Genomic DNA, 24,431 nt, shown 5'->3' on the forward strand with positions numbered 1-24,431 from the left:
TGCAGCGTACATAAAAGTACGTGAGGATGCGAGTACCGGATTGACGTACAAATTACCTTTAGAAGGAGGTTATGCAAGAAGCCTATTAATACCTATCATTATCATCATACACTCCCCAAATTACTTTCTTGGAAATCCAACCTGTGTAATCCTTACATGTAATTTGGCAGAATTGTTCTTTACATTTTTTCAAACTACAACGAACTTTTGGCATTAATTTTGCTATAACTCGGCTTTTATGGTCTGCGGATTTGGTAAGTTCTATTTCCTTATCAGAAGTAATAACTACTGATCTTTTACCTGATAAAACGCTTGAATGTATCCAACCACCTTCGCCGTTAATGTCACGTACTTGTCGCCATTGCTTGTACTCTGCAGTTATTTCTACCGGTTCGCCTTTTTTAACAAAAACCCATTCTACGGCAGATTTAGTAGTTGGTCCGCTCCTTGCATTTACTTCATTAGATTTTATTGAAACAAATCTCGGAATAGGCAATTTTTTATTATCGGCATTAATTGTTGTTGATAATATTACAATAATTAAAGTAATAAGAATTTTAATCATTATCTTCCGCTTCAGATAAAGCATCCTCTTTTTTTGCTATTATATAATTACCAAGCCTAAATTGTACTTTTATTCTATTAATTTCCTGCTCACTAATACCTATATTTTTTAGGACTGTTCCACCTATTTGTAATCCAGTCTCATAACTTTCTGGAATAATAGTTGTGGCACCTAAATCATAAAACTCTCTAGCATTTTTTAAATTTTTTAACTTAACGACAACCGGTATATCCTGATAATTACCACTAATTGTTTTAAGCGATTTCTTGATAGTTACTTGATTATTCATAGTAAGTATTATAGCGAATGCTCTTTCCGTACCTAATGCCTTTAGAGTATCGGCTTGCGATACATCACCTTTAAAAACCGGCAAACCGTTTGATAGCTCTTCTTTTACTCTATCATCATCTAAATCAAGTATTACGTAACTTATACCTTCTGCTTCCAAAACTCTTGCTACCATTTTACCGGTATTACCGAGTCCGGCAATAATAATATGGTTTGTTAAATCTCTTGCCCCAAGCTCAATCATTTGAGTCGGAGTTTTACCAAGTCCTTTATCAACTTTCTCAGCAATCTTTTGCCCTAAAGCTGCGAGTAATGGAGTAAGTGCCATAGTAAAAGTAACTACGAGTAATAATATATCGGCAGTACTTTCTTCTAATACTCCACTATCTTTACCTAAACTGAATAATATAAAACCAAACTCTCCACCTTGCGATAATAATAAACCTGAATAAAAAGCAACTCCTTTATTAAAACCGAATAAAATACAAAAAGCCGTTATGATTAAGGTTTTTATACCTATTAAAGCAATAGATAAAGTAAGAATATGAGATATTTTTTCATACATTTCTAGGGCATCGATATTCATACCCACGGTCATGAAAAACAATCCTAAAAATAAACTTTTGAAAGGATAAATACTTTCCTCTGCCTGCAATCTAAATTCAGTTTCTGCAACTAATACTCCGGCAACAAACGCTCCTAGAGCTAAAGATAAACCAAATGTTTCGGTAGCCCAAGCAGCAGAAAGTACTATTAACAAAGTCATCGAAATAGGTAACTCGCTTGCATTATTACTTTCTGATGAAATGAATGAAAATACAGGACGAAGAAAAACACGACCGACAATAAATATTGTAAGTAAGGCCGTTACGGCTTTTAAGAGTGCAATACCAAGAGCCGCTGCAAGCGAGGCTTTATTGTTACCGGCAAGTAACGGAACTATCACAAGCAATGGCACTACGGCCAAATCTTGTAGTAACAGAATAGCTAAAGAAACTCTTCCTATTTGCGTTGATTGACTACGATTTTCCTCAATCACCTGCATAACAAGTGCTGTAGATGAAAGGGCCAGACCACCGCCGGTAATAATAGCCGCACTACTATTGCCGTCTATAAGCACCATTGCACCGGCAATTACTATAGCGGTTGTTAAAACTTGCAAACTACCGAGACCAAATACATATCGTCTCATAGCTTTTAATCGCTCGAAGGATAACTCAAGTCCTATCGCAAATAATAGAAATACTACACCAAGTTCACCTAGTAACTTAGTTTGGTCATATGTTACGATTTTTAAACCGTGATCACCTATTGCAGCTCCGGCAATTAAGTAACCAAGTACCGGACTTAATCTAAGACGCTTAAGTATAGCCACGATAAAAACCGCAGTACCGAGTAAAATTATAACGTTAATAAGAATATGATCGTTCATCTTTTCCAAATTTCTTCTAACTTAAAATGCTCCCGTACTTCAGGATAAAAAATATTAATTAAAATAGTACCGGCATCTATTAGTACCCATTCTGATTTACCAAGCCCCTCAATATTACTATTTATACCAGCATTATTTTTTAATTCTAAAGCTACATATTCAGCAATTGCTCCAACATTTTTAGTCGAACGACCGCTAGCAAATATAATATAATCGGCTAATTTATGTTTTCCTGTTAAATCAATTACCTCAATATCTTCTGCTTTTTTCTCACTTAAACATTCTAAGATAAATAATTTTAATTCTTCAGTTTCTTTTTTCATAATAATTAATAGAATGACATAATAATATTAATTATTATATGCATAAGAGTCGATTTTATCAATGAATGTTTAAAATTCTATAATAAAAATTCATATAAAGCTTTACTTTAAGCAAAAAAACTTTAATTAATACTTAAATTAATATTGATAAAATAATGGCAATATCTGTAGAAGAGTTAGAAAAAATACTTAAAGAATCATTTCCGAACAGTACAATGAAAATTACTGATTTAGTAGGAGATCAAGACCATTATGCCTTAGAAATATCAGATGTTCAATTTAATGGACTTTCTTTAATTAATCAACATAAATTAGTAAAAAACGCCCTGTCTGAAATATTAAATAAAAAACTACATGCAATTACCATAAAAACTATCGCAGTTCCCGAAAAATAATTACAAATATTAATATGATAATCCTTGTATAAATTCAACTTATTATTTAATTTTATGCAAACAGCTGATTATATAGTAATCCGCTATTCGGTGTGTAATTAAGAATAAGGATTTTAAAATCCTTATTCTTAATTGATGCGGGTTTTTAGAAGTTTACTTTAAATCTTAGCGTACCGAACTGGGCATGGTATTTTTTAGCTAAGTTCAGACTGTAATGCACTCCGTACTCCATTCTACCCTTCTTAATTACTGCACCTGCCCCTAAATCATATAGCATTTTAGTAGGTTTGCCAGTACCGGTAGAGGCTCATTAAGACCGTTAAGATCTGCAACGATTGCCGGTGTTTTACCTTTGAAATCGTAATTAATAAAGGCATGAATTTGCGGTCTAATTATGCATTCATCCTTATAGTAGGTTGTCTTAATTTCACCGCCGAGTATACCTTCAACCTTGTTATATTGACGTTTCTGAATAGTTAGGTTTTGGAAAGAAGTACCGTATTCCTGATAACCGAAATCTTTAATCTTAGTAAGCCTGATTCCTGCCATCGGTGCAAATGAAGTTTCTTTCCATAGATAATTATAACCCCCAACTACTTGACCGCTATAAAAAGTTGAATTATATTTACCGTGTGCTGTTTCATAACCGCCTATAATATTACGTAGTTCATTAGTTTTAATATCACTTCGTGCATAGATGGTTACGCCTTCTATAAATAGGTTATTTATAAAGCTATATAAACCGTATATAGAGCCCATATTAGTTCCGACCTTAGTAGTATTGCCGGCTTTAGCATTTTACGTAACTTCGTATCGACTCTAATAAGCAGCACCCAGAACTATATTATCGTTTATAACGGTATCAATCCCGATTGAGCCACCGGTAGATTTAGCTTTATAAAGTCCGTTAAAGGCTTTTTGTACTGCCTTACCGTAATACAGGCTAGCCCATACCCCGTAAATGGAATTATTAGCTTTACTTTCATCAAGTTCACAATCACCGCCTCCGACAACTACACCTCTCTTACGTGATGTAGCATCTTCTGCTGTAGGATTCGTAGCATTGTTATTTTCATCTTCAAGAGCCTTAATTCTCTCCCTTACTTTTTGATTAGCGGTACTAGTATTATCTTGTGCAGCATTAAAGCTGTCATTCGCTTTAGCACGACTTATTCCGCTACCTGAGCTTCCACCGCTACTTGTACCTGCAGAATTATCTCGGCTACTACCTATAGCAGACATATCGCTACCGGAACTACTTCCCATGCCGTTACTATTATTAGCGGGAGAAACACCTGTTGCTTTAGGATTACAACTATTACCGTATGGACTACTTCCGCTGTTGGTTACACCGCCTTTAGTTGTACCTCCCAAACTAGAACTGCTCCCTTGTGCTGAAGAGTTACCGCTATTAGCAGGAGCAATACCGGTTGCAGCAGGACTATTATAACTTGAGCCACCGGCACCACTCTAACCACTAGCAGCCGTTGATGGACTGTATACATCCGAACCGAAAACTGAACTATTGTAGCTTGAGCCACCTGTTGACGGACTGTTATAACCCGTAGTACCTCCAAAGCTACCGCCTCCTCCAGTTGATAACTGGTTAGCGCCTAAGTTTGAAGTTGGAGTCGTTACGACCGAAGCATTCGGACCGTAAGGATTGCCTCCGACATTAGCAGGACCGTTAGGACCAAATTCGCCTGTGCCTGTAACCGGAGTAGTCGGAGTATTATATCCCGCCGGATTGCTAGGTGTTACGTCGTAGCTGCCCGGAGTGGTAGGCGGAACATATAACTACACTACCGCTAGTTGGTGGCGGCTGTAGAGGGTTAAAACCTCCAACACTCGAACCGACGGAAGGACCCCATTGGGGTAATAAGCGGAGTAGTTATTCTATGTATTTCATTTGAAGGTCTTTGTAATTATAGGTAATAGATGTTCAACGACTTCTCATCTTTGCCCTACAATGGTATTTACTATAACATTACCAACAGTAGTATTTATTAAAATTTTGATGATATTATCTATTGTTCATCTCCTGTTGGTTCTATCGTTAAAAGTACAAAGGAATTACCTGTAATTTGCCATCTGACAAAACCACCTTCATTAGCGGTTACATTAAACGGTAAGCTTACAGAATTACCAACTATGATATTACCTCCTGCCGTGGTGATGATAGGATAAGCACTACCTTGCCCAATAGCAAACGGATTATTTTGTGCAGTTAAAAATACTTTAATTGAAGAAACATTTGATAAATCAAAGGTACTACCGCTTGCGAGTACTATATTACCGCTATTAGCGTTGCCTGTTTGCCCTGCATTTATAGTATCATAGAAGACATTTATAATAAGCTCACCGGTAGGAGTAGCAGAACCTGTATAAGTAACTTTATTATTACCAAGATCGAACAGTTATATTACTTCCTGAGATATTGCCCCCGACATTTACGCTAGTATTATCACAGGTAAACACCATTGTTGCTTGATCGGCAACTTATAGTATTTGCTCCTAAATCTGATGCAATAATAAAAGCGGTTTTCTTCGGTGCAAAAGTAATAGTATTAGTGCCTGTTACCGCTTTTTGTAACTATACATCATCATCGCATTTATGACTACCGCCATTAATCTGTGCTTGTACAAGTGCAGCATTAGTGTATTCCGCTGAAGAGTTGCTGCTGCTCCCTTTGAAGTTCTCTGAAACGATTTTTGTTTTGTAATGAAATTTTGTTGTTGCTCTTGGCACTTTAACACCACCGACCGTGGCTGACGGAATGTCTAAACTTCTACTGTTATAACCGGTAAATACCGCTGATTTACCAGCATCAATAGTAATATCTTTAGCATAGGTATCCCCTTTTACCGTGCCTTTATTACTACTGCACTAGTTTAAGGTTTAAATTCTCACCGCCTAAATCATCGGTCAAACCATTATTAGCGTTAAATATTGCCGTACCTTGATTATTAGTCTTGGTTGTTATACTCGAGTAAAAATCTTCGCTATCGATTGTGATTTTACTGTCTACACCCTTGAACTGAACAGTTTTAAGGTGATTTGAGTCTGTGAACCTACCGAACCACTACCGCTAGCTCCAGTTGTTAAATCATTTGATATTGCAAGAGTATGGATTTTATTACCTGTGGTCGTAATTGATTCATTTATTATACTTGTATTATTAAGGCTTAAAGTTGCAGACTGAGCAGTAGTAAATGAAATCGAGCCTGTTTTCACGGTACCTTGAATTGTAACATCACCCCCGTCTATTTGAACTATATCGACCATTCCTTTAGTACCTATACTACCGGAATAAGTAATAGCAGTCAATTCATCAAAAATCACCATGCTCTATCCTCAGGATTTAAAAACAAAAGGAGAAAAGCTTGATCCTTCAGAAATATCTAAACTATTCGTTGTTTCCTTAAATTTTATGTCGCCAACATTTATTAAAATTATATATCCTGCATTAATACCTCCTGTACAATTTAATATATCACCGCTAATAGTTATATCACCCACTTTTGAAGTACTGCTACCTATAGCTCCACTAACGCTGCTTGGACCGGTAAACATTAAATCCACAACTTTACCACCTGTGATGTTAATACCACTGGTTAAATTAGTTGCTTGAGTAAACACTTATTACCCGTGCCGGTTCCTTGGATTTCAGCAATTGACATATTACCGCCGGCATTAATCGTAACGGTGCTGTTGTCAACACCCGCTTTTAACATTGCAAGGTTCGTAATTGTATTCGTTGAGTTTCCATTACCGTCAACTGTACCTATAGTACCGTTAGTACCTCCGGTACTTGTTATATTACCGGTAATAGCTAATGTTATATTATTTGCTATATCACTAGCAAATATTGCTACGGTACCGACATTATTTTGGAAATTCATATTACCGTCAATCTTTACAGCCCCAAACTCGCTATTAATAGGACCGGAAGGAGTGGAGAAAAAAATTTGATCCAAACTTTGATCCTATAGCAACTTTTGCAACGGATACGTCGATATTTGGGGTATTAAGAGCAGTTATTACCAGTGTTCCGTGCCCTGTAAGTTGTACTTTACTCACCGGATTTGCTTTTGTTCCGATAGCATACTTATTAGCCATACCATCTATTGTTAACTTGGTATTAGCATTTCTTGCATTTATCTCAACTACACCGGTATTTGGAACAACTGGCTCTATATTACCTGTTAACTCTATAGTACTGTTTTTGCCGCTAGCTACGGTAGTCATTAACTTTAAAACAGATGCGGGATTCACGAATGTAACACCTGGTGCATCTAATGGAAAATCACCGTTTAATGCATCAAGGGCATAAACGGCTGGTCCAGCATTAACCTCACCGATATTAATTTTGGCAATCTTAGCCGAGGTAAGTGATGCATCGGCAAAAACCCCGCCAGCAGCAATATTAAGCACTGCAGTATTAATCATATCAAGTCCATTTGTACCTAACGTAGCATTAGTACCCACAACGCCGACATTACCACTAACATTTATAACAGCAAAGGTTTGCCTTTGTGCCAAGAGTTTCATTACCCAAATTACCCTACAAAGTTAACACATTGTTATTAGGTATAGTACTAGAAGTACTACTTAAATTGACGCTACCGCCTCCACCGGCAAACCCATCGACACTATTCATAAAGGTAACTTGTTGATTTTTACTAGTAGTTAAACCAAATACGGATTTAGTATTATTCAAATTAATATCACTTCCTAGCGTTAAAGCCTTGTTAGATACATCTATCGTAAATGCCGCGACTGCATTTCTCTGCCCGATATTAATTGTGTTTACCATACCTATACTTGAATCAGTAGCCATTAAAGTAGTACCGGTAGTATAAACGTTTAATGTTCCTGTGTTCCCATTTTTGATTTGGCTGTTAAGTAAATAACCTGCAGGATTTGCTCCCGAAAACTCTAAAACACCGCCATTGGTAAAATCCACGTTACCGCTTTTTGTAAGCGAGTCTTGTAAATTCGCCACAGCATTGTTACCAAGTGTTAAAGAAGTAGCGGATACACTTTTTTGCAAGATAAACGTTTTATTACCTGCTGCATTAACAGTAATTGCTCCAATATTATTTATGACTCCGGTAACGTTACCGCCTCCTAAAAATACTAAATTACTGTTAGTTGCTGCACTACTTGTCACTGCTACTAAAGTACCGGTATCATTAACGTTAACCGTACCTGCAGACCCTTTAAAATCAGTCTGTCCTGTAATAACTGTTGTGTTAATAGTTCCGGCCCCGCAAAAAGTTGCATTACCGGTAATATTGCCTGTATATGTTCCTGTTCCAACAGTAACATTACCCGTAGTATTTGTTGTAAGTTGGCCTGCTCCGACCGCAGCATTACGCGTACCTACTCCTAAAACATTAACAATGCCGTTAACACCTCCGCTACTTGTTACTGCCGCTAAATTACCGCCCGCAGCAAGGTTTATTGTACCGGCATTATTGCCTTGAACATTTAATATATTAACCGGATTTATAGCTCCTACATTACCGATAACCGTACTATTACCGACAAAATTTAATATATTCACACCTCCTCCTAATTTATTATCTATATTACCACCGGTAGTCCCACCAACATTCTTACCATCAACGATTGTTACTTGTGCGGCCGTACCGTTAAAATCTATATCAGAAATTACATCTTGCTAAAATCGTACTAACGAGTTCTGCGTAAATTGTACTAATCCTCCCGCGCCAGTATCCAATCCACACCATACGGCGTTTCTACTCCTATATTAATAGGCTGATACTGGTTCCCTATCTGAATAGTTTAGGCAAAGATGGTTCCTGTAATTGTAGCTGGAGTGTGATTTAGAGGAGCTCCTATCCCAATCGGTTAAAAATTTGTTAAGCCTTATTGTCCCTCCTGTTCCATTACCGCTACCTGCATTAAGTGCAATTTCTCGGCTACCGGAAGCCACTTGTACTCTTAATTGACCATCTACATCATTTGCTGGAACTAGGTTGAAGCTAGCCACAAATTCTGCAGCATTTGGCGATTCATTACTTACGTCATAAGTAGCATTTTGGCCGCCGAACTTGATACTATGTCTATAGGTTGTATATCCATAACTTCATTAACGTAAAGACCTGCGGCTGGTGAAGTATCAGTAGCAAAATTAAGTAACTTATTATTTGCAATATTAAAAGTTTTTGCCTTAATCCAACTTGGATGTTTAAATTGAAAGTCAGTGTCAATCTGTAATGTAAGATCTGCCTGGCCTTGAACAGAAGTTACTATACTACCTGAACCTGAGATAAAGGCGATGCTATTATCACCAGTAGGAGGAAAAAGTAGATGTAGCCTGAAAAATCAAAGTACTAGCTAAATCGTTAAAATTAAAGCTGTTAAAATAGTAAGTCCTGGTGCTTCTCCTGGTCCTGGAGCAACAGGAGGAACCACTGCAAGTACTTGTGCATTTGTAACTGGCGTACCTGTTAAAGTGATATTTATAGAGTTAGGGACATCTACAACACGCCCGACATTGTCTTTAGTAAGATCAACAGGTATAACCGGTCCAAAATATGTTATTTGGCACAGTCATTGTTGCATTATTAAAGGTATCTAAAGATATAGAAGGAATTGCTGGCACATCTACAGTAAAATTATTTACTTCGCCAAGGGTTACAAATGAACCTGGTACATATGCTCCTCCGCCAAAAGCACTACCATCAGCTACTGAGCCACCCCCTACTGTTACGATTCGGTTAGCAGTACCAAGGGCACTAACTAGTGCTAGCAAGCATCAATGCCGCAATTGATGTAAACATGCCTTTTTTTTATTATGATTTTGTTATATAAATAATATATTACTTTTAATTGCAAAACATTAATTAATACTAAAAATATCTATAAAAATACTTATAAATAAGGTATTTTCTATATAGAAAAGTAACTGATGATTACTTTTTCTTGTTTAAAATAAATTACACTTTATGTACTTTTTATAGAAATTCGGTAAATCGTATATAAAAATTAAGAAATACAAGGGTAAAACCTATCTATTTTAGCTTCTTAGTGAAAACCGCAAAACTTTATTAATTTTTGTACCTCTTATGTCATTCCTGCGAAAGCAGGAATCCAGTAATCTTTAATGTCATCCCGCAACTTGATTGCGGGATCTCAGGACACAGTCTGTTATACAAGATCGGGGTCAAGTCACAGTATAACAGCAAAAAAGACTGGATTCCCGCTTCCCCACGGGTATGAACCATAAGGGCCATACAACAAAGCCGCAGGACTAATACAATGACGCTTAGAACCTAACAAAACCACTTTTTCTAGGTAAAATCTATAAATTTTTACATAAACAAATTGATTTGCTACGAATAATAGAGTATATAGTATAGATATAATTAATTATCGGGGCGTAGCGCAGCCTGGTAGCGCATCTGGTTTGGGACCAGAGGGTCGGGAGTTCGAATCTCTCCGCCCCGACCATAAAAACATAAATTATAATGTCAAAAGACGACCTCATTCAGTTTACAGGTACAGTACTTGAACTTTTACCTAATGCTACTTTCAGAGTAAAGCTTGAGAATGATCATGTAATTATTGCTCATACTTCCGGTAGGATGCGTAAAAATCGTATCAGAATATTACTAGGAGATAAAGTTATGGTAGAAATGACTCCTTATGATTTAACTAAGGGGCGTGTGATTCATCGTCACTAGTCTTTATAAGTATGAAGCAGAACAGAAAAAACCTACCGATTATATTAGCATCAAGCTCTCCTGCAAGAATTGAGTTACTAAACAGAATCAAAATTATCCCTTCACAAATTATTCCGGCAGATATAGACGAAACACCTAATTTGCGTGAATTACCCGCTCCCTTAGCCATAAGACTTGCTTACGAAAAAGCTATAAAAATTGCATCTCAAATAGAGGAATCAGCTATAATTATAGCTGCCGATACCGTAGCAGCAGTAGGTAGAAGAATATTGCCGAAAGCTACTACTTATGAAGAAGTCAAGAATTGTATTAAGATGTTATCCGGACGTCGTCACCGTGTCTATACCGGTTTATGTATTATCAAAAAAGAGAATGATCAGCTTACAGTGAGACAAAAAATAGTTCAGACTATTGTTAAGTTCAAAAAATTAAGTGATGAAGAGATTAATTTTTATTGTTCTTTGGATGAGGGAATAGATAAAGCCGGCGGATGTAAAATTTCCGGTTATGCAGAAGCTTTTATCTCATTTATTTCCGGCTCATATTCAAATGTTATGGGATTACCTTTATTTGAAACAGTAAATGCTCTAACTTCTTTAGGTTTTAGATGTTCAAGTATCATGCCTGCAAAAATGAATTATTGTCATTCCGCGACTTGATCGCGGAATCTAGTTAAAAATACTAAAATTATTAATATAATAATTTGTTTTTCTAGACCCCGTTGTCAAGCCACGGGGCGGCATTAAATGTTTTTGGATTCCTGCGATCCACGCACATAAATTACCTAGCTACTTAATTCCCAGGCTCATCCAAATGACTTCTCTCATAATTTTCATGACGCTCTTGAGCTTCAATACATAATGCAGCAATAGGTCGTGCTTCTAATCTTTTTATACCTATTGGGTTGCCTGTTTCTTCACAGTAACCATATTCCCCATTTTTAATACGTGATAATGCTTCTTCTATTTTACTCATTAATTTACAATATCTATTTCTACTACGAAGCTCAAAAGCTCTTTCTGTTTCATGAGTAGCACAATCGTTAAGATCGGATTCTTTTAAATTTGCTTCCTTTAAATGATTTAAAGTCTCTTGAGATTCCTTTAATAAATCCTCTTTCCATATTAAAAGTTTTTGTCTAAAATATTCTAGGTGATTAGGACACATATATTCTTCATCTTGAGAAGGTTTATATCCCATAGGTAATTTAGGTGTTTCTAGCATATTAATATCTCAATATTAACTGTAATATATTATGTTTATAAGGTTTTTAAAATAATATATAACTTAAAATTAAGCAGATTATGAATATTAATATATTTTATTTTTTAATTGGATATGCGGTAGTATATACAGCTTCTAAATGCTTTATACTTGTTTTAGTATAGTTTTGTGTAGTAGATAGACTTTTATGACCTAATAGTGCTTGAAGAGAGCGTAAATCTGCACCATGCTCAAGCAAATGTGAAGCAAAACTATGTCTAAATGAATGAGCAGTTAAATGCTGCGGTAAACCATAAAAATGCTTTAATTTAATTAATTCACGATTAAATACCGATGGTTGCAATTTCTTACCCTGCTTTCCTCTAAATATGGGTTCATTATCACCTAACTTATACGGCAATATTTCTAAATATTGGGTAATTAAATTTTTAGCAATCGGTAACCACGGAATTATTCTTTCTTTACTACCTTTACCTATTATTCTTATAAATTCTAGATTTTGTAGATGAAGTTTCGTAATTGATAATGCTTCCGATATACGTAGACCTGAAGCATATATAAGGACAAGTAGGGCTTTATTTCTAAGTTCTACCCACTTAACATTCCCGTATTCTTCAATATGTTCAAGTGATATTACTACATCATCTTCCGATAAAGCTTTTGGTAACAATTTAGTCTTTTTAGGAGATTTTATAGAAAAAATTATATGACTATTTAATTGTGTTGTTTTCTCTAAAAACCTATAAAAATTTTTTACTGCAGATAAACCACGTGAAATTGAAGAAGCGGTAAAATTATCACAGTTACGTTTTGCAAGCCAACTTCGGATTAATCTGATATCTGCGGTTTTAATATGATTTATCGTTACAAGCTCTGAATTATAATAATTCATAAACTCAAGAAAATGCTTAAGGTCATTATTATAAGAAATTACTGTATGATTAGAGTAATTTCTTTGCAAAACGAGGTATTTTTGCCACTTATTTATTAACGCTTGAATTGATGTATCTAACATTTATAAAAATTTATAAAATTATGAGTTAATAATTGTTAGCATTAAACTTAACTATTTTTAATATTATTCTTAATGCTAACAATTATTAACTCATAATTTTATAAATGTGAGCATGAATTGAGAATTTATACATATACGTAACCTATAAAACACAAAAAATTTTTTAGGATAATGAATAATGTGAAATAATACACAATTTTAGATTTAATGAAATCCTATATGAATCCAGAATTTTATATGAGTTCTATAAAAAATATCCCTAGTGTAGATCTAGCATCTATCACAAATACAATGCAAAGAGCTATGAATATTCTTTTAATAACTAACCAAATTGCTACAGAAAGCATGCTATCTTTGCTTAAGAAAAATTCCGAAATTATACAAAATAATGTTAATACTATTTTGAATACTACTAAAGAAGCAGCAACTTCTAAAGATTTCAAACAAGCTAGTAAATGTCATCAAAAATGTTTAAAATCTATTTATATCTTTTAGCTACTGGATTCCTGCTTTCGCAAGAATGACATAGTGGGAATCTCCTCTCAGTTGCTCGCCTTTCTGTTTAACCAATTTTGTAAATAAGATTCTGCTAGCTCCTGATCTTCTATAATAATTACATTTTCAGCATTACGTTTATCGGCAGCAGCCGTGAAATTAAACGAACCGGTTATTACTTTCTTTTTATCAATAATTATAACTTTATTATGAGCGATTCCCGGTACTTTATCTATATATACATCAATTTTTGCTCGTTGTAATTCATGTAATTTAGAAAATTGTTGCTTTAAATTACTACGATCAAGCAATATTCTAACCTTTACTCCTCGCGCTTGTGCATTAATAAGTGCAGTAGTAATTAACGCATCGCTCATACCGTATGCCTGCATATAAATAGATTCTTCAGCTTTATCTATCTGATTGGCTATAAACTTAGTACAACCGGCAGGCGGAGTAAAACATGTACTAACTTTACTTCTTGAAAGCTCTGAAATATTGTAATGCTTTATTTGCAGAGCAGATAAAGCTAATGATTTTTTACTTATTAGATTAGTAAAATAATCCGGATTCTGTCCATAAATACCTAAAGCAATTCCCAAAATAAAGGCAATAGATATTTCTATAAATTTATTATTTTTTCTCTTCATGACTTATTTATATTTTAGGCATTGCATAGATCGGCTTTTCCGTCATTGCGAGGAAAATTACAAAGTAATTGACGAAGCAAAATCTCATGAGATTGCCATGCAGCCTATGGCTGCTCACAATGACGATTTAGTATCCCCACAAACAACACCTACTTCCTTACGTAACTTCCTGGAGCTTCTTCAATAACCTCTAGATTCTGATAATCTAAAGAATCTACTAGCTTATTATTATTATTTTTTATAAGCCAATTAAGCCAATAATTCCACCATGAGCCTTTATATTCTGTAGCTTTCATAAGCCACTCATGACTACTGAAACTTAAGTCGTCATTAAACCGATAATTATATTTAGCACTAGCGGGAGGGTTAACTACAACTGCTACATGCCCTGAATCCGTGAGACAAAAAATCTTATGTCCGTTTAATAATACGAAAAAAGAGTTACAATTAACTTTTCCAAGATCTATTTTTGTTCAGAGTACCTCTAAATTATTAGACTCTTTTAGCAAGTTATTGCAATATGTATTTTGTAAATATTCCTCATACATTTTTGCCAGCAAATTAGTAGAATCCGCATTCCAATATAGCAAATCAAAAGGCATCGGTTTTTTACCGAGTAAGTAATTATTGACAAAAAACGTCTAAATTAAATCATTAGCCCTACGTGAGGATCAAAAAATATGAAACAACAACGCCAATTTTTCAAATTAAACGAGTATACCTTATATCTTTAAACGATTCCACATACTATTAACCTTGTCGATAACTTCCTGACTCATTTCTATTTTTTTACCCCATTTTCTATTTGTCTCAGGGTATATTTTATCGGTTGCATCTATTCCCATTTTACTACCAAGGCCTGACTCAGGAGATGCAAAATCCAAATAATCTATCGGGGAATTATCTATAAAGCTCGTATCACGCCTTGGGTCGCTTCTTGTTGCTATTGCCCAAATTACTTCTTGCCAATTACGAACATCAATATCGTCATCTACAACTATAATAAACTTACTATACATAAAGTGCCGTAAGTAAGACCAAATCCCAAGCATTATTCTTTTAGCATGACCGGGATAGGATTTTTTAATCGATACTACCGCAACTCTATATGAACAACCTTCAGGTGGAAGCCAAAAATCGACTATTTCCGGAAATTGTTGCTGTAATATAGGAATAAAAATTTCATTTAATGCTTCACCTAAGATTGATGGCTCATCAGGCGGTTCTCCTGTATAGGTACTTAAATATACTGGATTTTTCTTCATCGTTATTGCGGTAACCGTAAATACAGGAAATTCCTCAACATCATTATAATATCCGGTGTGATCCCCAAAAGGACCTTCAGGCAAATACTCCTCTAAACTTACATAGCCTTCCAGAACTATTTCACTATGTGCAGGTACTTTGAGGTCAATAGTTTTGCATTGTACCAACTCTACTTTTTTATTACCGAGTAAACCAGCAAAATTATACTCCGAGATATTCTCAGGTATCGGCATAACTGCTGCCAAAGTTACCGCTGGATTTGCCCCGATAACGATAGCAGTAGGAAAAGGTTCTTTTTTTGCTTCTTTCCAACGTTTATGATGCTCTGCTCCCCCCCGTAACTTTAACCAACGCATCAATAGCTTATTTTCTGAAATAACCTGCATTCTATATATGCCAAGGTTGTAATTATCGATTTTATCTTTTGTTGGACCTTTAGTAAATACTATACCCCAAGTAATTAAAGGCGAAATATCATCCGGCCAACATCTTTGGATCGGCAATATATTAATATTCGGTTTGTCAATGACGATTTCATGACAAGCTGCTTTTGATACGGTTTTAGGAGACATAGCAAATATACGCTTAGCAAGCGGTAACATTGACAATGTTTCTTTAAAAGATGCGGGTGGTTGCGGCTGTTTAAGGAATGCTAGTAAAACGCCAAGTTCTCTTAATTCTTTGGGTGACTTAAGTTTAAGCCCCATACAAATACGATTTATACTAGCATAAAGATTAGTTAGAACAGGTATGTCGGACTTAATGCCGTCGACTTTTATAACATTTTCAAAAAGTAATGCAGGTCCGCCTTGTGCTAATACTCTTCTACTAATTTCAGTAATTTCTAAGTCAGTTTTAACCTCAAGAGCAATACGCTTTAACTCACCGTTTTTTTCTAAAAATTTTAAAAACTCCGGTAAATCTTTAAAGCTCATAGTTTTTTTTTGTTTATAATGTGCGGCTTATTTTATCGTCATTGCGAGCAGCCATAGGCTGCGTGGCAATCTCATTAAATATCCTGAGATTGCTTCGTCAATTACTTCGTAATTTCCTCGCAATGACGATACGGTATGACCTGATGGATTTCGCTACTTACTAAAATTAGCTTTTACCTGCATATCATTCTGAATAATTGTGTAGTTAATTAGCTCATCAATTACAGAATTTTTAATATTATATATTATATTTTTTTCTGAATTGACATGAATATTTTTAGCTGTTAATTCATCGATACTGCTAGATTTAATATGTGCAAAATATACTTCATCACCTACTTGAAATACAGGCGTATTACTTCCTATTGTAGTATTAAAAATTGATAATAATATTTCAGGAGTTAGTGTTAGATCATTTTCCATTTCGGATCTAATATAGCTTTTTTTGCTTATTTTTATTCCGGTAGCTTTAAGCTCTGTTATGTTCTCTTGATCTGCATTATATTCCTTTGCTAAATCCTTGATAATTTTTAAGTTTACATCTGCAATATTCCGCTTTATCCAAGCTTTATTTACCTGCTCTTTAATAGCATCAAATTCAGGTATTTTTGCCGGCTGAATAGATTTTAATTCTACCAATATAAGATAGCTTTTATCCTCTGTTTCTATAGGATAAGATAATTCACCTTCCGAAAGCTCAAAAATATTATCGGCACTTTCAGCAATTATTTTATCTTCAATAAGCTCTGCATAACTGATATAGTTAACGTTTTGTATCGGTAGCTTATATTTTTCGGCAATTTCAACTAAGCTAGAACCGGCTGCCGTCTCATCTTCCAGCTTTTTAGCAAACTCCATATTAAGTATGTCGATTTTTTGAGCCTTTAATAAATCATGTAATTGTTTTTGTACCGCTTCAAAACTTTGATCACCGAATTCATCTTTATTTTCATTATAAAATTCTAACAACTCATCTTGAGTAACTGAGACTTTTAAATCCTTAATATTAGCTTTAATATAAGAAAAGCTGCGTTTCTCAGGTACCTCAAACGCGGTTTTATTATCTTGGTAAAAATCCTTCAATTGCTGACCGGTAGGAGTAGGGATTTGTAAATCTTTCGGTTTATTTTGTAAATCTATTTGTATTAATTCTACTTCTCTTTTTTCAGCCATATAATCTACTATATTGTCAGTCATAGCTTTAGGAACATAGAAACTTTCTATAAAAGTACCAACAAAAATATTTTTTAGAGCTTTTTCTTTGAAGTTTAATAAATATTTTTCTTCATCCATATAAGAATTTCTAAAATAAGTTTTAAAAATTTTTATATTGAAAACACCTTGCTCATTTTTAAAAACCGGTGATTCTTTAACTAAAATTTTAACTGTATCATCACTTAGATCTAAGTCATAATAACTCACTAAATAATCTAAGACATTATCGTAAACAAGCCTTTTTAGGATTCGGTTATCAATATTTAACTGTGCTATTTCTTCATCCGTTAAACTTGTTCCCGTTTGCTTACTTATAGCATTAATTTCTAAAGATTTTGCTCTCAAAAAATCTTCCTGGGAGATATTTTTCACATGAGAAAAAGTAACAATATCGCCGCTTCTTCTTCCATTTAATACATCTTTAATACCAAAGCCGACAAAAGCAAAAGCTATCATTGCGAATAAAACCCGCATTATAAAACTATCGGCAGTTTTTCTAATATTATTTAACATAATTTTTTATTTAAGTTTTTATCTTCATTGCAAGGAAATTACGAAGTAAGTGACGAAGCAATCTCATGATATTTGACGAGATTGCCACGTTGCTTCGCTCCTCGCAATGACACTTCTCAAAACTACATTATAAAGCAAAAAAGCCTATATAGTCAAACTATATAGGCTTTTTTTATGATTATAGAACGGTTAATTAAAAATTAACACGAACTTTTACACTACCTTGCTGAGCGAAATACTTACTTCCGATATTGGTATCGTAGTTAATCCTGTATTCCATCATTTTATGCTTAGCAGTAACACCGACACCGACATCAAAACTTGTTTTGCTTTGCTTAAAGCTGTTGGTTGGAAGAGGAGCAGTCATACCTTGTAATCTTGCATCAATCGCCGAAACTTTATTCTTGAATGCATAATCGACCATTGCGTAAAGCTCAGGTGTTAGCACTATTTCATTGACATTGATATTACTTGATACTTTAGCACCGAGTAAACCGTCGAAAGTATTATAGTTCTTGCCTTTAACGGTAAGATTTTGGTAAGTAGTACCGGTTTCCTTATAGCCCTTATCTTTGATAGTCGAATATCTAAGCCCAGCTAGCGGTGTTAAGTTAATGTTCTCAGGCATCATATAGTTATAACCAGCCATTAACTGACCTGTATAGCTTTCGGATTTATACTTACCGTTTGCAGTTTGATAACCGACAGTCTCTAGTGTCGTTGCAATAACACGTCTTGATTTGCTTCTTATCTTATTATCTGAGTAAGATGCTATAGCTTCAACGAAGAGATTTTCATAAGGTACATTATATAAACCGTATAAAGAATAGATGTTGCTCTCTACCTTATTCTTATCGCCCGTTTTATTATTTTTTAGCTTAATGTCAGTATCGGCTCTTGTATATGCAAGTCCGAGTGCTAGATCATCGCTAACGAAGCCGTCAAAACCTATAGTGCCACCAGTTGTATCAGACTTATAACCACTTATACTGTTACACATCTTCTGCGTTGCATTACCGACAAACGGGCTTATCCACGCACCAAACTTAGCATCCATATCTTCATCACCAGAAGAAACAGGACCTTTATTCCCTGATTGTACTTTATCCATTCTAGCATTTAGAGCAGTTATATTACTTGATATATTACTCGCTACAACTTGATTATTAACGGCAGCTATAGTGTCGCTAGGTTTTACAACATCTTGAATGAGATGAGTTGTAGCATCTGCTTCCTGTAGCGGTGTCATTAGACCAAAGTTATTGAAAGCTTGACGTGCATCTGAACCATTGGGAGCATCCTCCATTAACTCAAGCGATTTCTTTATATTTGCAGCATTTGGGATATTTGCAAGCGGCCCACCCGGTGCAAAATCTTCATCTATAACATCTGCAGCTATATCTTCTGCAAATAACGTTAAAGTCGATGCATCAAAAGTAAAGTCAACAAAACGGTTGTCATTATTAATAGTTATTTTAACATTCTCTTTAGAAGTAGGCTTTAAACCACCTGCTGTTTCTGCAGATATTACCGTATATTTTGTATCTGGGCTTATATTATTCATGTCGAAATTAGTAGCAGTAACAACAAGTGCTAAAGTTGAAACCCCTGATAAATCAAGAGTACTACCTGATTTAATTAAGATATTACCACCTGACTTAGCTGCTCCGTCAAAAGTAGTATTTAAGGTTAGCGTATCGGTAAAGCTACCGGTGCCAGTATATGTTACTTGATTTGCACCTAAAGTAAGTGTAGTACCGCCACCTGTTATATTACTATTAAAGGCTAGGCTATTGCCGAAATTAATAGTAGCACTGTTAGCTACAAAGCTGGTAGCCGTTACATTTTTAGCAAAACTAGTGATAGAACCTTTGGCTAAAGTAACCGCACCTGTATTAGTGAATGTATTGGCAAAACTTGTAGTACCGCCAAGTGTCGCCGTACCTTTTGCGTTAACACTGCTTGCAAAACTTGTAGCACCTGCCGTTGTGATATCACCAACCGAATTAGCCGCAGTCCCTACAACACCGCTAACACTACCGCCATTCATGAAGTTTAGCTTCAGAGCCTGACCACCGGTTTTATTTATGCTGCCTGTTAAGTTAAAGTGTGCAGGTAATGTTAAAGTATTTGTGCCTGTACCTTGGATTTCGCCGATTTTAACGTTACCGCCTTTGGCAATAGTTACATTTCCTGCACCTACTTTTAACATAGCAATCCCGTTTACTCTATTAAGATTACTTGCACCTAAAACTATTAACGTACCGTTATTAGTACCGCCGGTATTTTGGACTGCTCCCGCAACATTTACATTGTTATTTAATGTTACCATACCGTTTTTTGCATTAAAATCTAAGAAACCGCCAATATTACCGGTTTGCGTTAATTGAACAGCATCATTAAATAAAACTACATTTGCCGTAGTAGCTCCAAGTTCTAATTGACCTGTAATATCAAGCACTATATTTGTTGTATTAAAAGTGGTACCTGCCGTGCTACAATCTCCCGCTCCTTTGAACAATATAGTTTGTAACTTATGAGCTCCACCAAACGTCTTGCCTCCGGCTATCGTTAATTTTTTTCCTGCAGTTACAGAATTTAATATTACTATACCCTCATCGTCATTATCAGGGTCTATATTCGCACCTAGTGTTATCGTACGGTCGTTTCCTGAACTATTTTGTAATACTAATTGAGCATCCGCATGTGCAAATTGAATATTTCCTGCCGGTATATTTAAATTACCATTATTTGCATCAATCGTATAAGTAGCATCGTTTATTTGTATAGCACCAGCATTAAATGCTGTACTACTAGTAAAATCTGCATTATTGTTAATAAGCACGTTCTGTATACCTTCTAAATTTACATCGTCAGTTATTGTAACGGCATTATAAATAAGTAAAGTGTTAAATTTATTACCGCCTCCATCACCGATATTTCTAGCGGTACCTGCTACATTACTCCCAATATTCAGGCCATTAACCCCACCATTAAAGACTACCGTACCTTCATCAGCACCGGGAGCTACTAAATCAGCTGCTAATAATATATTATTTACTCCGACTCCGGTTAAGTTAGAAAGTACTAAAACAGAATCTCGAGCTCTAAAATTAATATTTTGAGCATTTAATATAGTAACATCACCAACACTTGCATCAATTGTAAAAAGATTACCAGCTCCAATATTGATTTCTGCAACTGTTCCTATAGTTAAATGAGATGCCGTAAGTAACTTTGTATTAACATTTAATATAGCATTATTGCCGTTTGCTATAGCTCCTTTAAAATAATAAGGGATTGCTTTACCACCACCATCAAGAGGTCCGTTAAACTCTAAAGTACTCCTGGCTCCAAAATCTATATTATTCGCAGCTAGGCTTCCTCCAGCTTGTAATGTTATTCCTGCTCCTACATTCACTGTTGCTAATGCATTTGTATTACCTATATCCCCAGTTACTGTACTATTACCGGTAAACGTTACTATACCATTATTTGCATTACCGGTATTATCTATCGCTCCGGTCACCACTACAGGATTCGTAAATGTCACTGCTGACGCATTATCCGTTAAGTTTATTGTATTTGCTTTTACCACTCCACCTTGTACTTGTAGCAAACCTGCTCCTACATTCACTGTTGCTAATGCATTTGTATTACCTACATTCCCAGTTACTGTACTATTACCGGTAAACGTTACTATACCATTATTTGCATTACCGGTATTATCTATCGCTCCGGTCACCACTACAGGATTCGTAAATGTCACTGCTGACGCATTATCCGTTAAGTTTATTGTATTTGCTTTTACCACTCCACCTTGTACTTGTAGCAAACCTGCTCCTACATTCACTGTTGCTAATGCATTTGTATTACCTACATTCCCAGTTACTGTACTATTACCGGTAAACGTTACTATACCATTATTTGCATTACCGGTATTATCTATCGCTCCGGTCACCACTACAGGATTCGTAAATGTCACTGCTGACGCATTATCCGTTAAGTTTATTGTATTTGCTTTTACCACTCCACCTTGTACTTGTAGCAAACCTGCTCCTACATTCACTGTTGCTAATGCATTTGTATTACCTACATTCCCAGTTACTGTACTATTACCGGTAAACGTTACTATACCATTATTTGCATTACCGGTATTATCTATCGCTCCGGTCACCACTACAGGATTCGTAAATGTCACTGCTGACGCATTATCCGTTAAGTTTATTGTATTTGCTTTTACCACTCCACCTTGTACTTGTAGCAAACCTGCTCCTACATTCACTGTTGCTAATGCATTTGTATTACCTACATTCCCAGTTACTGTACTATTACCGGTAAACGTTACTATACCATTATTTGCATTACCGGTATTATCTATCGCTCCGGTCACCACTACAGGATTCGTAAATGTCACTGCTGACGCATTATCCGTTAAGTTTATTGTATTTGCTTTTACCACTCCACCTTGTACTTGTAGCAAACCTGCTCCTACATTCACTGTTGCTAATGCATTTGTATTACCTATATCCCCAGTTACTGTACTATTACCGGTAAACGTTACTATACCATTATTTGCATTACCGGTATTATCTATCGCTCCAGTCACCACTACAGGATTCGTAAATTTCACTGCTGACGCAGCATTCGTTAATTTAGTTGTAGTAGCTTTAATAACCGCTCCCCCTAACGTGGCTGTACCTGCTCCTACACTTATCGTGGCTAATGAATTTGTATTACCTATATCCCCAGTTACTTGACTTAATTCACCATTTAAATTTAAGACACCTACATTATCACCGCCTGTGGTGTTATCAATCGCACCTGTTAATACTGCATTTGCATTTGTAAGGGTTAATACCGACGCAGCATTCGTTAATTTAGTCGTAGTAGCTTTAATAACCGCTCCCCCTAACGTGGCTGTACCTGCTCCTACATTCACTGTTGCTAATGCATTTGTATTACCTATATCCCCAGTTACTGTACTATTACCGGTAAACGTTACTATACCATTATTTGCATTACCGGTATTATCTATCGCTCCAGTCACCACTACAGGATTCGTAAATTTCACTGCTGACGCAGCATTCGTTAATTTAGTTGTAGTAGCTTTAATAACCGCTCCCCCTAACGTGGCTGTACCTGCTCCTACACTTATCGTGGCTAATGAATTTGTATTACCTATATCCCCAGTTACTTGACTTAATTCACCATTTAAATTTAAGACACCTACATTATCACCGCCTGTGGTGTTATCAATCGCACCTGTTAATACTGCATTTGCATTTGTAAGGGTTAATACCGACGCAGCATTCGTTAATTTAGTCGTAGTAGCTTTAATAACCGCTCCCCCTAACGTGGCTGTACCTGCTCCTACATTCACTGTTGCTAATGCATTTGTATTACCTATATCCCCAGTTACTGTACTATTACCGGTAAACGTTACTATACCATTATTTGCATTACCGGTATTATCTATCGCTCCGGTCACCACTACAGGATTCGTAAATGTCACTGCTGACGCATTATCCGTTAAGTTTATTGTATTTGCTTTTACCACTCCACCTTGTACTTGTAGCAAACCTGCTCCTACATTCACTGTTGCTAATGCATTTGTATTACCTATTGTTCCGTTAATGGCAGCATCTGTCTTGACAGTTATTATACCTCCTCCATCTATATTTCCTGCAAGTGTTATCTTTGACGGAGCTGCAGATTGTATAATTAGTGCAGCATTCGCTCCCCCTAAAGCTATATTTCCTAAACCTGTATAATTATCGGCAGGCGCATCAAAACCATGATTTGCAGCAACAGCATTATTACCATTTAAAGTTAAGCTTTTGCCGGCAGTAATAGTAACAGGCAACAAGTTACCTTTCGTTATAATCGAACCAACGACGGTATTTTGAGTAATATTTAGACCTACGGGAGTAGTACCCGCAACATTTATAGCCTTAATAATACGATCGGCTGCATCTGCAGTGACAGTATAATCACCACCGTAAGTAAATGCCCAATTGTTTTGAGGACCGCCAGCAGGAGTACCATTAGCTACCCCTGCAGCCGTTATCTCATTCCAATTATTATTGCCAACATTATTACTAAATGCTGCATTATTATTAGTAGCAATAACACCTGTAGCAACACCGAGTGCCCCGCTACTACTCAGCATTATCGCTGCGGTTGAGGTGGTGAATAAAGCGGCTTTAAGACCTTGTTGTATTGCTTTTTTAAATAATTTTGGAGAAATATTCGCCATATGTAAAACCTTAATCAAAATTAAATCACTTAAAAAGTGTTATAACGCAACTTTTTTAATATGTCTATTATAATTAATAACATAGATGATATTTTTATGTATAGATGATATGTCATTCCGTAGCGGTGTTGGCCTTGTTG

23 protein-coding genes and 1 tRNA gene are annotated in these 24,431 nt (G+C 35.6%); 6 read left to right on the top strand and 18 right to left on the bottom strand.

Features of this window, described 5'->3' with window-relative positions:
- Positions 1 to 85: 85 nt before the first annotated feature.
- From RSA_RS06180 to rsfS, 3 genes are read right to left on the bottom strand one after another with little or no spacing between them, the layout of a single operon-like run.
- The gene (locus RSA_RS06180; protein ID WP_004997294.1) at positions 86 to 565 is read right to left on the bottom strand and encodes an SH3 domain-containing protein; all 480 of its coding nucleotides are present in this window, start codon (positions 563 to 565) and stop codon (positions 86 to 88) included.
- Positions 558 to 2,285, bottom strand: a complete 1,728-nt coding sequence (locus RSA_RS06185) for a monovalent cation:proton antiporter-2 (CPA2) family protein (protein WP_012736865.1) — start codon at positions 2,283 to 2,285, stop codon at positions 558 to 560. Before RSA_RS06185 ends, RSA_RS06180 begins: the two co-directional genes overlap by 8 nt.
- A complete protein-coding gene (gene rsfS / locus RSA_RS06190) occupies positions 2,282 to 2,608 on the bottom strand; it encodes a ribosome silencing factor (protein ID WP_004997291.1) in 327 nt (108 codons plus the stop codon). Before rsfS ends, RSA_RS06185 begins: the two co-directional genes overlap by 4 nt.
- Positions 2,609 to 2,763: 155 nt before the next feature.
- Here rsfS and RSA_RS06195 point away from each other — a divergent pair, with 155 nt between their 5' ends.
- Positions 2,764 to 3,003 carry a BolA/IbaG family iron-sulfur metabolism protein gene (locus tag RSA_RS06195; RefSeq protein ID WP_012151363.1) on the top strand — a complete coding sequence of 80 codons (240 nt, stop codon included), beginning with the start codon at positions 2,764 to 2,766 and terminating at the stop codon, positions 3,001 to 3,003.
- A gap of 261 nt (positions 3,004 to 3,264) precedes the next feature.
- On the opposite strand, the gene RSA_RS06200 is transcribed toward RSA_RS06195, so the two are convergent.
- Entirely contained in the window at positions 3,265 to 3,762 is a 498-nt protein-coding gene (locus RSA_RS06200; RefSeq protein WP_231284229.1) for an autotransporter outer membrane beta-barrel domain-containing protein, read from the bottom strand.
- Positions 3,763 to 3,822: 60 nt separating this feature from the next.
- The gene (locus RSA_RS06205) at positions 3,823 to 4,377 is read right to left on the bottom strand and encodes a hypothetical protein (protein WP_196792863.1); all 555 of its coding nucleotides are present in this window, start codon (positions 4,375 to 4,377) and stop codon (positions 3,823 to 3,825) included.
- A 1,109-nt stretch (positions 4,378 to 5,486) separates the two neighbouring features.
- On the opposite strand from RSA_RS06205, the gene RSA_RS10125 reads away from it, so the two are divergent.
- On the top strand, positions 5,487 to 5,621 hold the full coding sequence (locus RSA_RS10125) for a hypothetical protein (protein WP_014365046.1): 135 nt from the start codon (positions 5,487 to 5,489) through the stop codon (positions 5,619 to 5,621).
- A gap of 407 nt (positions 5,622 to 6,028) precedes the next feature.
- On the opposite strand, the gene RSA_RS09115 is transcribed toward RSA_RS10125, so the two are convergent.
- The 6 genes from RSA_RS09115 to RSA_RS06245 form a co-directional block, all read right to left on the bottom strand.
- Complete coding sequence (locus RSA_RS09115) at positions 6,029 to 6,349, bottom strand: hypothetical protein (protein ID WP_014365047.1); 321 nt, start codon at positions 6,347 to 6,349, stop codon at positions 6,029 to 6,031.
- 9 nt (positions 6,350 to 6,358) lie between these two features.
- Positions 6,359 to 6,643 (bottom strand): hypothetical protein, encoded by a 285-nt coding sequence (locus RSA_RS06220; protein WP_012151368.1) that lies wholly within the window; start codon positions 6,641 to 6,643, stop codon positions 6,359 to 6,361.
- Positions 6,619 to 6,981 (bottom strand): hypothetical protein, encoded by a 363-nt coding sequence (locus tag RSA_RS06225; protein ID WP_041472367.1) that lies wholly within the window; start codon positions 6,979 to 6,981, stop codon positions 6,619 to 6,621. The genes RSA_RS06220 and RSA_RS06225 overlap by 25 nt, the downstream gene beginning before the upstream one ends.
- The gene (locus tag RSA_RS06230; RefSeq protein ID WP_231284230.1) at positions 6,941 to 7,555 is read right to left on the bottom strand and encodes a hypothetical protein; all 615 of its coding nucleotides are present in this window, start codon (positions 7,553 to 7,555) and stop codon (positions 6,941 to 6,943) included. Before RSA_RS06230 ends, RSA_RS06225 begins: the two co-directional genes overlap by 41 nt.
- Before the next feature lie 13 nt (positions 7,556 to 7,568).
- Entirely contained in the window at positions 7,569 to 8,573 is a 1,005-nt protein-coding gene (locus tag RSA_RS09825; protein WP_231284231.1) for a hypothetical protein, read from the bottom strand.
- Between the two features lie 972 nt (positions 8,574 to 9,545).
- Positions 9,546 to 9,788, bottom strand: a complete 243-nt coding sequence (locus tag RSA_RS06245) for a hypothetical protein (RefSeq protein WP_014365048.1) — start codon at positions 9,786 to 9,788, stop codon at positions 9,546 to 9,548.
- A 621-nt stretch (positions 9,789 to 10,409) separates the two neighbouring features.
- Here RSA_RS06245 and RSA_RS06250 point away from each other — a divergent pair.
- The 3 genes from RSA_RS06250 (at position 10,410) to RSA_RS06260 (ending at position 11,378) form a co-directional block, all read left to right on the top strand.
- Positions 10,410 to 10,486: transfer RNA gene (locus RSA_RS06250), tRNA-Pro, on the top strand.
- Positions 10,487 to 10,503: 17 nt separating this feature from the next.
- Positions 10,504 to 10,719: a translation initiation factor IF-1 gene (gene infA, locus RSA_RS06255; RefSeq protein WP_010977828.1), complete on the top strand. Its 216-nt coding sequence runs from the start codon at positions 10,504 to 10,506 to the stop codon at positions 10,717 to 10,719.
- An 11-nt stretch (positions 10,720 to 10,730) separates the two neighbouring features.
- Positions 10,731 to 11,378 (top strand): Maf family protein, encoded by a 648-nt coding sequence (locus RSA_RS06260; RefSeq protein ID WP_012151371.1) that lies wholly within the window; start codon positions 10,731 to 10,733, stop codon positions 11,376 to 11,378.
- Between the two features lie 133 nt (positions 11,379 to 11,511).
- Here the strand turns inward: RSA_RS06260 and dksA are convergent, their stop codons facing one another.
- Together dksA and RSA_RS06270 are read right to left on the bottom strand one after the other, a co-directional pair.
- Positions 11,512 to 11,943: an RNA polymerase-binding protein DksA gene (gene dksA, locus RSA_RS06265; protein ID WP_012151372.1), complete on the bottom strand. Its 432-nt coding sequence runs from the start codon at positions 11,941 to 11,943 to the stop codon at positions 11,512 to 11,514.
- Positions 11,944 to 12,040: 97 nt separating this feature from the next.
- Positions 12,041 to 12,958, bottom strand: a complete 918-nt coding sequence (locus RSA_RS06270; RefSeq protein WP_014365049.1) for a tyrosine recombinase XerC — start codon at positions 12,956 to 12,958, stop codon at positions 12,041 to 12,043.
- A gap of 207 nt (positions 12,959 to 13,165) precedes the next feature.
- On the opposite strand from RSA_RS06270, the gene RSA_RS06275 reads away from it, so the two are divergent.
- Positions 13,166 to 13,453, top strand: coding sequence for a phasin family protein (locus tag RSA_RS06275; protein WP_014365050.1), 288 nt, complete (start codon positions 13,166 to 13,168; stop codon positions 13,451 to 13,453).
- Between the two features lie 47 nt (positions 13,454 to 13,500).
- On the opposite strand, the gene pld is transcribed toward RSA_RS06275, so the two are convergent.
- From pld to RSA_RS06305, 5 genes are all read right to left on the bottom strand, one after another.
- Complete coding sequence (pld, locus tag RSA_RS06280) at positions 13,501 to 14,103, bottom strand: phospholipase D (RefSeq protein ID WP_014365051.1); 603 nt, start codon at positions 14,101 to 14,103, stop codon at positions 13,501 to 13,503.
- A 149-nt stretch (positions 14,104 to 14,252) separates the two neighbouring features.
- Positions 14,253 to 14,399 carry a hypothetical protein gene (locus RSA_RS09120; protein ID WP_014363312.1) on the bottom strand — a complete coding sequence of 49 codons (147 nt, stop codon included), beginning with the start codon at positions 14,397 to 14,399 and terminating at the stop codon, positions 14,253 to 14,255.
- A gap of 426 nt (positions 14,400 to 14,825) precedes the next feature.
- Positions 14,826 to 16,304: a UbiD family decarboxylase gene (locus RSA_RS06295; RefSeq protein WP_012151377.1), complete on the bottom strand. Its 1,479-nt coding sequence runs from the start codon at positions 16,302 to 16,304 to the stop codon at positions 14,826 to 14,828.
- Positions 16,305 to 16,457: 153 nt separating this feature from the next.
- Positions 16,458 to 18,032 carry a SurA N-terminal domain-containing protein gene (locus RSA_RS06300; RefSeq protein ID WP_014365052.1) on the bottom strand — a complete coding sequence of 525 codons (1,575 nt, stop codon included), beginning with the start codon at positions 18,030 to 18,032 and terminating at the stop codon, positions 16,458 to 16,460.
- A 193-nt stretch (positions 18,033 to 18,225) separates the two neighbouring features.
- Positions 18,226 to 24,291, bottom strand: coding sequence for an autotransporter outer membrane beta-barrel domain-containing protein (locus RSA_RS06305; protein ID WP_014365053.1), 6,066 nt, complete (start codon positions 24,289 to 24,291; stop codon positions 18,226 to 18,228).
- Positions 24,292 to 24,431: the final 140 nt, after the last annotated feature.

The organism is Rickettsia philipii str. 364D (assembly GCF_000283995.1).
Classification (GTDB): Bacteria; Pseudomonadota; Alphaproteobacteria; order Rickettsiales; family Rickettsiaceae; genus Rickettsia; species Rickettsia rickettsii.

Bases quoted from the DNA above. Each gene is read 5' to 3' on its own strand.
- RSA_RS06180 (WP_004997294.1), bottom strand. From the start codon at position 565: ATGATTAAAATTCTTATTACTTTAATTATTGTAATATTATCAACAACA.
- RSA_RS06185 (WP_012736865.1), bottom strand. From the start codon at position 2,285: ATGAACGATCATATTCTTATTAACGTTATAATTTTACTCGGTACTGCG.
- rsfS (WP_004997291.1), bottom strand. From the start codon at position 2,608: ATGAAAAAAGAAACTGAAGAATTAAAATTATTTATCTTAGAATGTTTA.
- RSA_RS06195 (WP_012151363.1), top strand. From the start codon at position 2,764: ATGGCAATATCTGTAGAAGAGTTAGAAAAAATACTTAAAGAATCATTT.
- RSA_RS06200 (WP_231284229.1), bottom strand. From the start codon at position 3,762: ATGGGCTCTATATACGGTTTATATAGCTTTATAAATAACCTATTTATA.
- RSA_RS09115 (WP_014365047.1), bottom strand. From the start codon at position 6,349: ATGGTGATTTTTGATGAATTGACTGCTATTACTTATTCCGGTAGTATA.
- RSA_RS06230 (WP_231284230.1), bottom strand. From the start codon at position 7,555: ATGAAACTCTTGGCACAAAGGCAAACCTTTGCTGTTATAAATGTTAGT.
- infA (WP_010977828.1), top strand. From the start codon at position 10,504: ATGTCAAAAGACGACCTCATTCAGTTTACAGGTACAGTACTTGAACTT.
- RSA_RS06260 (WP_012151371.1), top strand. From the start codon at position 10,731: ATGAAGCAGAACAGAAAAAACCTACCGATTATATTAGCATCAAGCTCT.
- dksA (WP_012151372.1), bottom strand. From the start codon at position 11,943: ATGCTAGAAACACCTAAATTACCTATGGGATATAAACCTTCTCAAGAT.
- RSA_RS06270 (WP_014365049.1), bottom strand. From the start codon at position 12,958: ATGTTAGATACATCAATTCAAGCGTTAATAAATAAGTGGCAAAAATAC.
- RSA_RS06275 (WP_014365050.1), top strand. From the start codon at position 13,166: ATGAAATCCTATATGAATCCAGAATTTTATATGAGTTCTATAAAAAAT.
- pld (WP_014365051.1), bottom strand. From the start codon at position 14,103: ATGAAGAGAAAAAATAATAAATTTATAGAAATATCTATTGCCTTTATT.
- RSA_RS09120 (WP_014363312.1), bottom strand. From the start codon at position 14,399: ATGAAAGCTACAGAATATAAAGGCTCATGGTGGAATTATTGGCTTAAT.
- RSA_RS06295 (WP_012151377.1), bottom strand. From the start codon at position 16,304: ATGAGCTTTAAAGATTTACCGGAGTTTTTAAAATTTTTAGAAAAAAAC.
- RSA_RS06300 (WP_014365052.1), bottom strand. From the start codon at position 18,032: ATGTTAAATAATATTAGAAAAACTGCCGATAGTTTTATAATGCGGGTT.
- RSA_RS06305 (WP_014365053.1), bottom strand. From the start codon at position 24,291: ATGGCGAATATTTCTCCAAAATTATTTAAAAAAGCAATACAACAAGGT.